This is a genomic window from Nostoc sp. NZL, from assembly GCF_015714705.1.
Lineage (GTDB): Bacteria > Cyanobacteriota > Cyanobacteriia > Cyanobacteriales > Nostocaceae > Nostoc > Nostoc foliaceum_A.
In genome coordinates this window covers 49,052-61,502 of record NZ_WBKL01000156.1, presented here as the reverse complement: position 1 = coordinate 61,502, position 12,451 = coordinate 49,052, and the positions used below count along the sequence as shown (strand labels likewise).

General features: G+C 39.9%; 9 protein-coding genes. 3 read left to right on the top strand and 6 right to left on the bottom strand.

The genetic code is table 11. The features are described from left to right. Positions 1 to 122 precede the first annotated feature (122 nt). Both F8R90_RS22420 and F8R90_RS33530 read left to right on the top strand, forming a co-directional pair. The gene (locus F8R90_RS22420; RefSeq protein WP_196512517.1) at positions 123 to 1,391 is read left to right on the top strand and encodes a hypothetical protein; all 1,269 of its coding nucleotides are present in this window, start codon (positions 123 to 125) and stop codon (positions 1,389 to 1,391) included. A gap of 51 nt (positions 1,392 to 1,442) precedes the next feature. Continuing rightward, positions 1,443 to 1,577, top strand: a complete 135-nt coding sequence (locus F8R90_RS33530) for a hypothetical protein (protein WP_269141786.1) — start codon at positions 1,443 to 1,445, stop codon at positions 1,575 to 1,577. A gap of 43 nt (positions 1,578 to 1,620) precedes the next feature. Here F8R90_RS33530 and F8R90_RS22415 read toward each other — a convergent pair whose 3' ends face one another. The 6 genes from F8R90_RS22415 to F8R90_RS22390 all read right to left on the bottom strand — a co-directional run bounded on the left by F8R90_RS22415 (position 1,621) and on the right by F8R90_RS22390 (position 9,870). Further along, on the bottom strand, positions 1,621 to 2,535 hold the full coding sequence (locus F8R90_RS22415) for an SDR family oxidoreductase (protein WP_196512516.1): 915 nt from the start codon (positions 2,533 to 2,535) through the stop codon (positions 1,621 to 1,623). 166 nt (positions 2,536 to 2,701) lie between these two features. Then, entirely contained in the window at positions 2,702 to 3,445 is a 744-nt protein-coding gene (locus F8R90_RS22410) for a tetratricopeptide repeat protein (RefSeq protein ID WP_196512515.1), read from the bottom strand. Between the two features lie 512 nt (positions 3,446 to 3,957). Further along, entirely contained in the window at positions 3,958 to 5,652 is a 1,695-nt protein-coding gene (gene crtO / locus F8R90_RS22405) for a beta-carotene ketolase CrtO (protein WP_196512514.1), read from the bottom strand. 108 nt (positions 5,653 to 5,760) lie between these two features. Further along, positions 5,761 to 6,519 carry an LmeA family phospholipid-binding protein gene (locus tag F8R90_RS22400; protein WP_196512513.1) on the bottom strand — a complete coding sequence of 253 codons (759 nt, stop codon included), beginning with the start codon at positions 6,517 to 6,519 and terminating at the stop codon, positions 5,761 to 5,763. A 102-nt stretch (positions 6,520 to 6,621) separates the two neighbouring features. After that, complete coding sequence (locus tag F8R90_RS22395) at positions 6,622 to 7,998, bottom strand: cytochrome P450 (protein ID WP_196512512.1); 1,377 nt, start codon at positions 7,996 to 7,998, stop codon at positions 6,622 to 6,624. Positions 7,999 to 8,487: 489 nt separating this feature from the next. Next, positions 8,488 to 9,870: a cytochrome P450 gene (locus F8R90_RS22390; RefSeq protein WP_196512511.1), complete on the bottom strand. Its 1,383-nt coding sequence runs from the start codon at positions 9,868 to 9,870 to the stop codon at positions 8,488 to 8,490. A gap of 187 nt (positions 9,871 to 10,057) precedes the next feature. Here F8R90_RS22390 and F8R90_RS22385 point away from each other — a divergent pair, with 187 nt between their 5' ends. Beyond that, a complete protein-coding gene (locus F8R90_RS22385) occupies positions 10,058 to 12,271 on the top strand; it encodes a phosphoketolase (protein WP_196512510.1) in 2,214 nt (737 codons plus the stop codon). Positions 12,272 to 12,451 lie beyond the last annotated feature (180 nt).

Genomic DNA, 12,451 nt, shown 5'->3' with positions numbered 1-12,451 from the left:
AGAGATTATGGCGGGAGCCTTCTCTCCGATTTAGGTAATTATTCAGTGTAATTTTACAAAAAATTAGTATAATATCTTATAGCTATTGACAATTTTTTACTTAGCTATGGAATTTAGTATATATGGTTCGATACGCATTAAATAAGAACCGTATTTTTGTTGATGCTCAAGTGAGCCTCTATGATAAGGATGAAATTTTCACATGTATATTCTGCGATCGCCCACTTTTCTATAAAAAAGCGCACCACAAAACACGCAAAGAAACATCATTCTGGGTTTGTGGACATTTTTCTCATAACGTCAATATAGAAGAAGTACAAGAAACAGAAATTGATTGTATCAGCAATCAATTTGTCAGTACTAGAAGCGAAAGTGCAGTACATAAATATGCCAAAAGTAGAGCAGAAAATATACTTAATGCAACTACTGAAATCTACTTTAAACAAGATAAATTTGAGTCAATTCAAGAATACCAATATCCTGGCAGAAGGACTGATATTGCACTTGTTAATAAAAAAGGAGCAGGTTTTCTAAATTACGAAATACAGACTTCTCCTACAAGTTTTAATTCTATTACCACAAGGGTAGAGAAAGACAAAAGCAACTATGTAGGAGCAACAATTTACGCAATTGGGGAAATCAGCAGAAGAGGATCTGCTGATGAATGGGGTAAAGGTGTTGGTGGTCTGGGTGCAACTCAGGCAGTACTGTTAGCTTCATGCCTGGAAGCTTATGGAATGGCTCAGGATATTCAAAAAGTTGCAACTTATCATGAAATCACGTACTTTGAAGATATTAGAACCGGATTTACTTATATAGAGCGAAAAGATATATATGGAGACATTCAATTTAATCAGCATAAGCTTATAAACAGACATAACGAAATCAGTAATGTAACTACAGACACAACAGCCGAAGTTATATATCAAGCAATACTTGAACATGAAAAACTACTCAAAGACCCTATAATATTTGACATGGGTTTTACTGGCAAGCCTTCTATTTCATATGTGAGCGATACAGTCGAACGATTTGATGGTGATGACGATAATACAAAGAGATATGAAACACCTTTAGCAAAATTAGATTTAGAGTTACTTCAGAAACTCAAGTTACTCTGTCAAACACATCAGGGAGATATAGGGGCTACAATAGAGTTTGATATTGATACCCATAGAGCAAAAGTTGTCTTGCTATGGCAAAATGCAGAGCGTTATGAGTGGATAGACTTTAAAAACTTATTTATCTCAGAAGCAGATTTTATATCTACGACAAGCTCATGCAAAAAGACTGAATTAGAAAAAGAAGAAGGGAATACCACCTGCATAAAGATAATTAAAACAGAAATAATTCCTTACAATATACTCAATCCAATACAAAATTGGAGCTAGGAAACTGCAAGTAGAATACAAAGACTCAAAATAGGTGACAGATGCACCTGGATGGATGCACCCAATTGGTGGAATCCGAAGGGAGAAGAAATCAATGATATTGCCCAAGATGGAAAAGTGCGTCTTGCTTATAGTGGTAGATATATTCCTAGAGAGGAAGTGATTCTTATTGAATCTGCGGGATAAAAACCAAGCAATTGATCGCCAATAGTCCAGAAACTGTTTCCGCTTATTGATGGGCTGAATTTTTGTCTAAGTCGTATTCTTTAAGTGCAAGGACCTGTAGCATTTCTAATTCTTCCCTTAGAGATAAAGGCTGATACCCCAATGCAAATGCTTTGGAACTATCCAAAGAAACATCTGTTGGTCTAGGCGCTGCCATTTTCACATCTTGTTGTCGGCAGGATTTCAGACCATTACTAGGAAGTTGAAATACCTCAACTAATAGCTGCCCAAAATCATAACGCGAAATCCGCTCTTTTCCACCTAAGTGGATGATGCCGTTAACTTTTTCTAATGCTAATAAAAGTCCTTTAGCGGCAGTTTTTCCACTTACTGGGGTGCGAAATTCATCAATAAATAAATTTAGTTCTTTTTCGGCTTTTAAAGTTTGAATAAATGGCTGAATAAAGCTTTTAGCTGTGGGTGTTGCTGCACCAAACATCAAGGGCATTCGACACACTGCTGTCATGGGATATCTTTCTAGCATATCTGCTTCTGCGATCGCCTTTTGCTCACCGTAAAGATTGACGGGGCACACGGCATCTGTTTCTTGATATGGGGCATTTAAACCATCAAAAACTAAGTCGGTTGAGGTAAAAGTACAAGGAATAGAGTTATCCGCACAAAGTGCGGCAATATTGCAGGATGCAATAACATTAATTGCGTGTGATTCTTTGGGGTTGGTTTGACAAAAATTTGGTTGCGAATGTGCAGCAGTATGAATAACTGCTTCTGGTTTGACATCATTAAAGATGCGCTTCAATTCCTGAAAATTTGTTAAGTTTGCTTTTAATGTTTTAATGCCAGGAATCTCTAAAGGATGGGATAAATAAGTGCCATAAATCTCCCATTCTGGTTTTGCAAGCTGGCAAAGATGCCATCCTAAAAAACCACTTGCCCCGGTGATTAACAATTTTTTCATGTCTAACCGTAAACCGCTCAAGAAAAATACCTTTCTACAGCAGGCTTATATTCTAATACGCTTGGGTTAATTTTATAGACGCGATAAATCGCCGTCTCTACAAGGGTTTTGGTCTTATCTGAACTGTATTGGCTTATATTCTACACTGAGCGGTGGTTACAACAGACTATTGCAGCAATTCCTGAAACTGCTTTTGACTACGCACTTTGATAAAGTCTGGGTCAGTTTTTGCTAATTTCTTGTATTTATCAGGAACAAGCTTGATTGCTTTATCTAGATTCTCAATTGCTAATTCCAGATTGCTTTGTAAAGCATAAGAGCAAGCTTTGTTGTAATATGCTTGGTGTAAATCTTGCTTGATAGCGATCGCTCTATCATAAGATGCAATAGCATCTTTGTAGCGGTGTAGCTTTGTCAGAGCAATGCCTCGGTTAATTAAAGCTTCATATTTATCGGGTTTGATGGCGATCGCTTTGTCGTAAGATCCAATAGCATCTTTGTAGCGTTGCAACGATGTCAAGGCTATACCACGATTATACCAAGCTTCATATTTGTCGGGTTTGATAGCGATCGCAGTATCGTAGGATGCGAGAGCGTCTTTGTAGCGTTGCAACGATGTTAAGCCAATGCCACGGTTAATCCAAGCTTCGGGACTCTCAGTTTTGATAGCGATCGCTTTCTCGTATGCTTTTATTGCATCTTCGTAACGTTGTCCATCTAATAAATTATTACCTTGATGAAAGAAATCTTCTGCTTTCTGGGTAGCCTTCGCTTCTATAAAAAGCTGGGTTACATTATTTTCTTGCACAACTTGTTTAGTATTTTCTGTCGATGAGTTTGCCCCACCACTACAGCCAAATGCGAAGAAAACTATCAATCCAGATGCAACGAAGCAGCGCCGAAAAACCATGCTGTACCTACAAAACTTATAAGATGATGTTAAAAGTTGTTCTTTTTTTGAACATTATCAAAATACACTAGTTTTTACCCATTAATTTCCTTATATTTTGAGAAATAACTTTGTTGATGATGCATGCATATAAGCTTATTAAATTCAAGCGTATGTTACATTATCATATTAAATACACATAAAGCAATTGCTTAGAAATTGATTTAACTCAAAAAACAATTATTTGTGTTGCTATGTAGGTAGCGTAGGCGTAGCCCGTCGTAGACATCGCACTCGTGTGATAATTTCCCTTTTAATTAACAAGGGTGCGATTGTCCTATTTTTTAACTAAAAGATGCTGTTATTTGCTTAATACTTCAAGCAACTTTATTGCTATCTGCAACCATCTTCAGCCAACTCAAACACAACTTTCAACTGCACGTTGGGCATGATGCAACAAAGAAACTGATGTAAAAACACAAAGAGGCAAAGCCTTACTTCGCGCCTTTGCCTCTTTCCTCTTTACATAAAACCTAATTAATGCCAAATACCGACTCTACAGTTGATTTAATCGAATCCCGCGCATCCTTTAAAGTTTGGCTAATAGGATGTTTTGCCTGCAAAAACACGCGGGCACAATTACGTCCCGGCATTCCCGAAATGGAACCACCTGGATGAGTTCCTGCACCAGTCAAAAATAGATTCTCAATTGGCGTTTTGTAGTTGGCTATTTCTGGCAAGGGACGGAAAAATACCATCTGATCTAGGGTCATGTCAACATGGTAATAATTCCCTTTATACGCACCTAATCTTTCTCCTAGTTCTGCTGGACTTTCTACACGCCGGGCGATCGTTGCATTCTTGACATTCGGTGCATAATCTGCCAATTTCTCAACCACCCTATCTGCAACTTTGTTTTTCAATTCATCTGTCCAACCAGTACCTTTTAAACCAGTGCCTTCTGCACCTGCAATTTGATAAGGGGCAAAATATTCAATCCATACAGTGTGCTTACCTGGTGGTGCTAATGTGGGGTCTAAGTAGCTAGGCATCACCACATACATTGATGGGTCAGCATCAGGAATTTCTCCTAAGCTACATTTACTATGAGCCTGTTCTACATGAGCCACGGAATCGGCAATCAAGATGGAACCAACGAGGTATTCGTCTTTGTGCGCATGGTATGGAAAACGCAGTGGTTCGTCTAAAGCCAAATCTATCTTGAGGATGGTTTCGTTGTTGTTAACGATACGGCGTTCTAATCTTTCCCATAAGTCAGGATCGGCTCCATCGATATCACTTTTATCAGTCATTTGTAAAAATAACCGCTTGGCATCAATATTAGAAATAACGCCGTATTTAGCGCGATATTCGGTGTTACCAGCCACTCGTACACCAACGGCTTTTCCATCATCAATTAAAACTTTTTCAACATGCTGGTCTGTGAGAATAACGCCACCTTTGCTTGTGACTAAATTCACCAAAGCTTGCACAAGTGCGCCAGTTCCGCCGCGCGGTCTTGCCATTCCAGGGTTGTGACGCATCGCCATCATAATTGCACCAATGGCAAGGGTTTTTTGCGATGGCGGTGCACCAAGTTCTGATGCTAGTCTAGCTAGTGGCGCTTTCAGAAATTCCTCATCAAACCACTCGTTAAGTAAATCCTCGGCGCTGGTTAACATGGTGCGAATAAAGTCCAGCGTTTTGTTTGGCGAACCAATAACCGAAAATAAATCTTTGAATTTTTTGATATCGTAGTTGCCAACGATATCTATAATTGACTTTGGCGGTGCATTAAACATAGGAATCATTGCACCGATCGCTCGCTGCCAATAGTCTACAAATTCTGCGTATTTTTTGGCATCACGTTCATTGTAACGGGCGATTTCTGCACAAGTCTTTTCCACTGACTTATGTCCTAAAAAATACTTACCATCAGGGTGAGGGCAGAAAACAACTGGATCACATTCCAGATAATGTAAGCCGTATTTTTCTAGTTCTAATTCTTCAACAACTGGCCCCAAGTGAATAAATTCATGGTCAATTGCACACAAGTTAAATTTAAATCCAGGAGCCTCTTGCGGTAAACATTCTTCAGTTGTTGCTGCGCCACCTGGAACAGAACGCTTTTCCAGTAACAGGACGCTATAACCAGCTTTTAGCAAATAAGCTGCACAAACTAACCCATTGTGTCCAGCACCGATAAGGACAACATCATACTCTTGCATAGTTGGAATTTAGAAATAAGTAGCTTTCTAAATAGTAGAAACATTTTACTACTTTTACATCATCCTCTAGTAACAAAAATTATCTTTAATTACTGCCAATACTACTAACTAAAGAGATGCTAAATTTGACGATGATGGTATTTGCTTTACTTGAGTTTCTATCATCAGGATTAAACTACCAGTTTCTACTTTGATATCTTTAATATGAAACACCATATCTTCCCATTTAAAATATGGTATATTCATCAATTCTTTGGCTTTCTGCATTATAGCTGTAACTACTTCTATGGAAATTCCCCCTCCCTCAGTGCAGTTAAAACTTTCCAGCATCGCGGGTTGTGAATGAGTCCGTGGACGTGCGATCGCAGTGTAAGCCAAAGGGCGAGTATTTCCCATTTCCTTTAAAAACACTCTTCCCCTACATTCTATTTTGCCATCACCAGGTAAAAATACCTCAATTTTTTGTGCCTCAAAACTCACAATTTTACCATCTACATCCAAATCAAAATCTTGCATCTGGCTGCTAACAAAATCTGATGCCAAGGCGCGGTTCATATCTACTTCTGTGAGTACAATGCGAGCAATGGCATTTACTGGGTCATTGAGTTCTATTTGACCAAAAATAGCGCTTAATGGATTGATAGCAATACTATCTGTTTGTAGTTTTATTTCCTGTATGCGGATGTCTTCTTGGATTACTAATCCTTTTCCTGCAACCGAAACTCCATCCGCTTGTCCCTGAACTATTTTTAACAGATCGGTTTGTACATCTATTTCTATTTTTTCTGCTTCATCTAGCTTTTCAGATATTCTTCTTTCAGCTTCCTGGGATAGAAATTGTTCCTCCAACCGATGCTCATCAGGCATGAATTAGTAAGCTCCTAAATGTCGTCTTACTAGTTACTGTAAAGGCTAGATGCTAAGGAGCGGATCTACATTACGGTATATGCAAATTGGAGGATTGAGTAATCAAGTAGAAAGTATTGTTTGTCTTTTAAGTTTTGCTTTTTCGGTAACAACCATTTTTACACCACCGCTAGGGACAATCGTAATACCACGACGGACTGGATGCACTGGACGTTTATCAGTAAGGGTTAGTTGAAAATTCGATAATATTATGGCTGTTACTAATTTTAGTTCATACATGGAAAAGGCTGCACCAATGCAACCGCGATAACCTCCACCAAAGGGTAAATATTCATAAGGTGAAAATTTGTGGTTGAGGAATCTTTCTGGACGAAACTGTTCTGGTTCTGGGTAAGTATCGGCTCGGCGATGTGCTAAATAAATACAAGGAACTAAAACTGTTTCTGATGTAAATTTCTGTCCCATAATTTCCACTCTATCTTTTACCATTCGCGGTGTGCAAATTAAAGCAATAGGATGAATTCGCAGTGTTTCTTGACAGACGGCGGTGAGATAAGGTAATTGTGTAATTGCTTCAGGGTTTGTGAGACCATTTAAAGTGTTTAGTTCTTGCATTAGCCGATGTTTCACCTCTGGGTGAGAGTGAATTAGATAAAATATCCAGGCTAATACGCCAGATGTAGTTTCATAACCCAACAGCAATAATGAAACTAGTTGGTCGCGTAATTCTTCATCTGTCATCTGTTGTCCATTTACGTCACGCGCTGACATCAGCATAGTGAGAATATCTGTACGCGTAGCATCATTTTGCGAACGTCTTTCAGAAATTTCTGCATAGATGAGTTTGTCAATTTGCTCTCGTCTCTTGAGGAATATTCCCCAAGGACTCCATGTACCTAAATCTTGTTGAAGCGAAGGAAAGAAAAACAAGCTGGAATACCAAGGTTTAGTTATATCTTCTAACAAAGAACTCAATTTTTCTTTTAATTCTTGGTAACGCGCACCATGAGTAATACCAAATACTACCTGTAAAATAATGTCTAATGTGATATTTGACATTAAATTGTGTATACAAATATCTGTACCTGATGTCCAGGTTTGTGTAATTTCTTCAGTTATTTTACAAATGGCTTGTCCATAAGATTTTAAATTATCGCCATGAAAGGCTGGTAGTAATAACTGTCTCTGTTGTTGGTGCGATCGCGCTTCTTGAAATACAATAGAATTTTCTCCAAACAAAGGTTTAAATACATGGGTTGCTTTCTTAAAATCTAACTTTTGTGCAGGTATAGCAAAACAATCACTAATTGCTTGGGGATGGCTAAAAAATACTATTGGTGGTGACTTTAAACCCATTACCCGCATTGTAAAAACGTCACCATACTTGGCAGAATGCTTTTCTAGAGTTTTTGTGGGTTGAGCAATTAATTGCAGAGTTTGTAGCAATTCTAGTGTGCTTATCTTCTCAAGTACTTTCATTGTTTCTTCGATACTTTTATAATTTACTAAGCTGCGATTAATCCAATATGCTTGGTATAAGAATTAATCATCCCTAGCCCTCCTTAAAAACTAGGGAATTAGAGCAAGCTTGGAAAAGTGTTTTTGGTATTTTTCTAGAGTAGAATACCACTAGTTAAATCGTCTTAATAAATAAACGCCATTAGCTTTTACAATGATAATAATAATATTCTTGCTGAATATTTGGACGCATTTATGGAAAAGTTCCCTAAAAATATTTAGAGTGCACACCCACTGAAATTACGTCTTTTGGTGATGTAAAAGTGCCCTATATTGGTATACGTATTCAGTTTTAAAAGCCATTCTTTTTACAGTTGCAATATATTAAAATCCCCTATAGTCCTGATTAAAAGAGGACTATAGGGGATTATGTAAAAACATTGAAAATCTATCTAAATGTATAGATGGAAGTTTAAAATTTGCTCAACGCAACCATTAAACCCCCCAGCATCAAGCAGTGGTTGTCTGGAGAATGGGAGACTTCACCTGACGTTGACTCGTGACAACCATCTCAATAGGACGATCTGGCCCTGTCACCAAACCACGGCGTTTAGGTCGCACTTCACCATTATCAATTAGCTCTAATTCTAGGCTAGAAAGGATTTCGGCAAGTGCTAGCTTCATTTCCAACTGGGCAAATGCTAGACCAATACAACGCCTAGCACCACCTCCAAATGGCAAATATTCATAGGCAGAAAATTGCCGTTCTAAAAAACGTTCTGGCTTAAACTGCTTAGGTTCTGGATAAATATCTTCCCTTTGGTGGGTCAGGTAAATAGAACCAAGTAGGACTGTACCCGGTTCTAGTTCATAACCGCCCAGCGATATCGGGGTTCTTACTTTTCTGGGAAAAGTTAGCATAGCAACTGGGTAAATCCGCAATGTCTCAGAACAAACAGCGTTGAGATAAGGTAATTTGAAAACGGTGCTGGGGTCTGGGTCATCGCCCAAGCCATCTAATTCTTGGAGTAGCTTTTGGCGTACTGATGGTACTTTGTGAATCCAATAGAATGCCCATGCTAAGGCTGTCGCTGTGGTTTCGTGACCGGCGACTAACAGAGTCATCAATTCATCGCGCAACTCTTCATCAGTCATGGGTTGGCCTGCTTCATCTCTAGCAGCCATGAGTAAGCTAAGAATATCTGTGCGTGATGAATCTGGTTGTTCTCGACGTTCCCGAATTTCCTCATAGATAAGTTCGTCAGCTTCTTGCTGAAGGCGCATCTGGTTTCCCCAGACGTTAATCGGGCCAAAATCTCTTTGCAAAGCGGGGAAATAAAGCAAAGCCACACTTAACCGAGAACTAGCTTTTTCTAAAAGATCGCCCAAAAATTTCTGTAGTTTTTCGGCGCGAGACCCTTCATATAGCCCAAACACAGCTTGCATAATCACTCGCAGGGTAATAGCTTGAGTAGCAGACCGAATATTAAAGGGCTTACCTATCTGGTATTGGCTGATAACTTGCTTGGTGACATCGGTAATTACTTGGCTATAATTCCGCATTCTTTCGCCGTGAAAGGGAGGCATTAACAACTGGCGTTGACGCTGGTGTTCTGCGCCGCTAATGCTAATCACAGAACGCTTGCCCAGCAAAGGTTCAAACACCTTATTCAGATCGCCAGGGGCTTCTAATTCCTTGGTATCAGTTGTCAAAATTTGCTGTTGCGCTTGGGGGTTGCTGACAATCACCAAAGGAGGAAGATTTTTATCTAATCTGAGAGTAAAAATCTCGCCATAGCTTTTGGCGCAATCTTCCATGAATGACATTGGACTAGCAATCCAACGCAGTATCTGTAAAAAAGCTGGGATTTGTGGCCCATTTGGTAATTTCATAATTTTTTTTGCTACTTAATATTTTTTTGCTACTTAAACGAACTGAAATTTCGATTGGGTAACCATTTAAAGTACTTATTCTAACGTTGCAAAAAAGCAATAAACTGTTACAACCTCGAAGATGTAAAATTTTTGTTAAATTCAACGAGCATCTACAGTTTCACCTAATCGTCAAAAGGTACTCAGCATGACTGCAATCTCCGCAAAGGCATCTTCAGCGCTTCCCAATTTTTCTGAAGGGATTCAATATTTTGGTGAAGCGTTACCAGATTTTGAAACTCATGGTGCAAAACCTGCTATTGAGTCGGGAAAAATAGCGATCGCATCTACCACAGACAAAGCAGCTGTATATCAAACTTTACTGGCTGCCGATGCCTTACGCTACCTGACTTTACAAGTTACTGGTAGTAAAGCCTCTGGGCATCCCGGCGGCTTCGCCAGCCAAGCAGAAGCTTACGCATCTCTTGTCATGCTGGGATACAAGAACATTATTACCGAAGTCGGACACCACGCCCCTGGATTTTATAGTGCCATGTTCTTGGATCGTTCGCTAGAGGACATGGGAATTTTTACAGTCCAACAATTGCGCGATCGCTTTCGAGAAAAGCACGGACTTTTAGGACATCTTTCTGGTTACATTCCCGGTATTCTCGCACCTGCGGGGCCTTTGGGACAAGGGCAACACTTTGCAATGGCGGCTGCACTGTTGCACAAAGATAAGTTATTCCCCTTTACAGTTGGGGATGGTGGATTGGGTGAGCCTTATATTGTAAGTGCGATCGCACACTTCCATACAGCTTATCCTGCTGTCACCAACTTCTTACCAGTTTTGGTATGGAACGGTTACAGCCAAGAACATCACAGTATGGTTTCTCTAAAAACCAATGAACAGATGCAAGCATATTGGCAAGGTAACGGTTTTGATGAAGTCGTGTTAGTGGATGCCAAAGATTTCGACGATCAAAACCAGCCAGGGGATTACGTTGATAGCACTGCCTTTTCTTTTGAGAAACGCCTAGCATTTACTCAAGCAGTACTTTCGGGTGTAGATAAAGCAGCGCGTTCTGCACTCGGCGGTAAACTTACCGTCTTCATTATTAAACAACTAAAAGGTGCAGGAGTCCATGCGCGGGGTGCAAAATCTCACAACTTGTATCCTAAAGATACGCTGGATGCGCCGCATATTGTCAGTGCATTGCAAACCCGTGCTTTGTCTGCGGAAGCTTGGCAATTAGTCAGAACAAATGCCGAACGCGCCGGTGGTGGCCCAGCAGCAAAAACTGTGGTGACAGAATTTGAATTCCCATTACCAGAATTAGGCGAATTACCTTTAGAAGAATATGCAGTTGGTGGTGAACCCAAAGTTTCCACAACTGCGATGGGACGATTGGTAGGAATAGTTGGAAAGAAAGATCAGAATTTCCTTGTCACCAACGCTGACGGTAACGAAGCATCGGGAATTGCCAACATCAACCAAGCATTAAAAATTATCCACCCCACAACTGACGACTTATATAACCAAGCACCAAATGGACAAGTTTATGAACCATTGAGTGAAGATGCTTGTGCCGGTTTAGCTGCGGGTTTAGCGTTAATGGGTGCGAGAACTTTGTGGTGTTCTTACGAATCTTTTGCCATCAACGGATTACCAATTTGGCAAACTGTAACCCAAGCAATGGCAGAATTGCGCCGTCAAACTCCTTCGACTATTACTTTATTCACAGCAGGCGCATTAGAGCAAGGGCGCAACGGTTGGACTCACCAACGTCCCGAAATTGAAGCTTACTTTGCTTCGTTGATGCGAAATGGAAATGTTTTCCCATTATTTCCGCCTGATGCTAATAGTATTCAAGCTTGTTATGACTGGGCGTTGAAAACTAAGAATAAGGGAGTTGTGATTACAGCTAGTAAATCGCCGTTACCAATTCGCACAACTTTAGAACAAACTCGTCAAGGGTTGCGCGATGGTGCAGTGCTATTACATGAAATTGCTGGTGATAAACAAGTTGTGTTTGCTGTAATTGGCGACTTAACATTAATACCAGTATTTGAAGCTGCTGCTTTCTTGGAAACTGAAGGTATTGGCGTGAAGATAGTTTCTGTGATCAATCCTCGGCAATTGTACCGTAGCCATGATACCGCATGGGATACTTGTTCTGAACCCGAAGGCGGTTTCTTAGATGATGCTAAATTTGCCGAATTATTTGATGGTGATGCGTTAATTGCTGTTACTGGTGGTGCTGCGGGGATGCTAGAACCGATTCTGTTACGGAGTACAGCCAAGCGCGACACCTTTGCTTGGAAGCGTGGCGAAACTACCGCCAGTGCTGGTGAGTTGATGGCGTTTAATGGATTGACTGCTGAAGCGTTAACAAAACGTGCGATCGCATTAGTACATTAAATGATGTTGCATAAATGCGGGATGATTTTATTGAATTTTCCTTTGCGTGAGACATTCATCCTTAGATTCAGCAACGCCTATTAAATAAAGCTGGAATTGTTTCTACTTTTATCGCATTTATACGTATAGAAACGCTGAAATTGCGTCGGAATGCGTATATTTGCGTTTTTTTATTGAAGA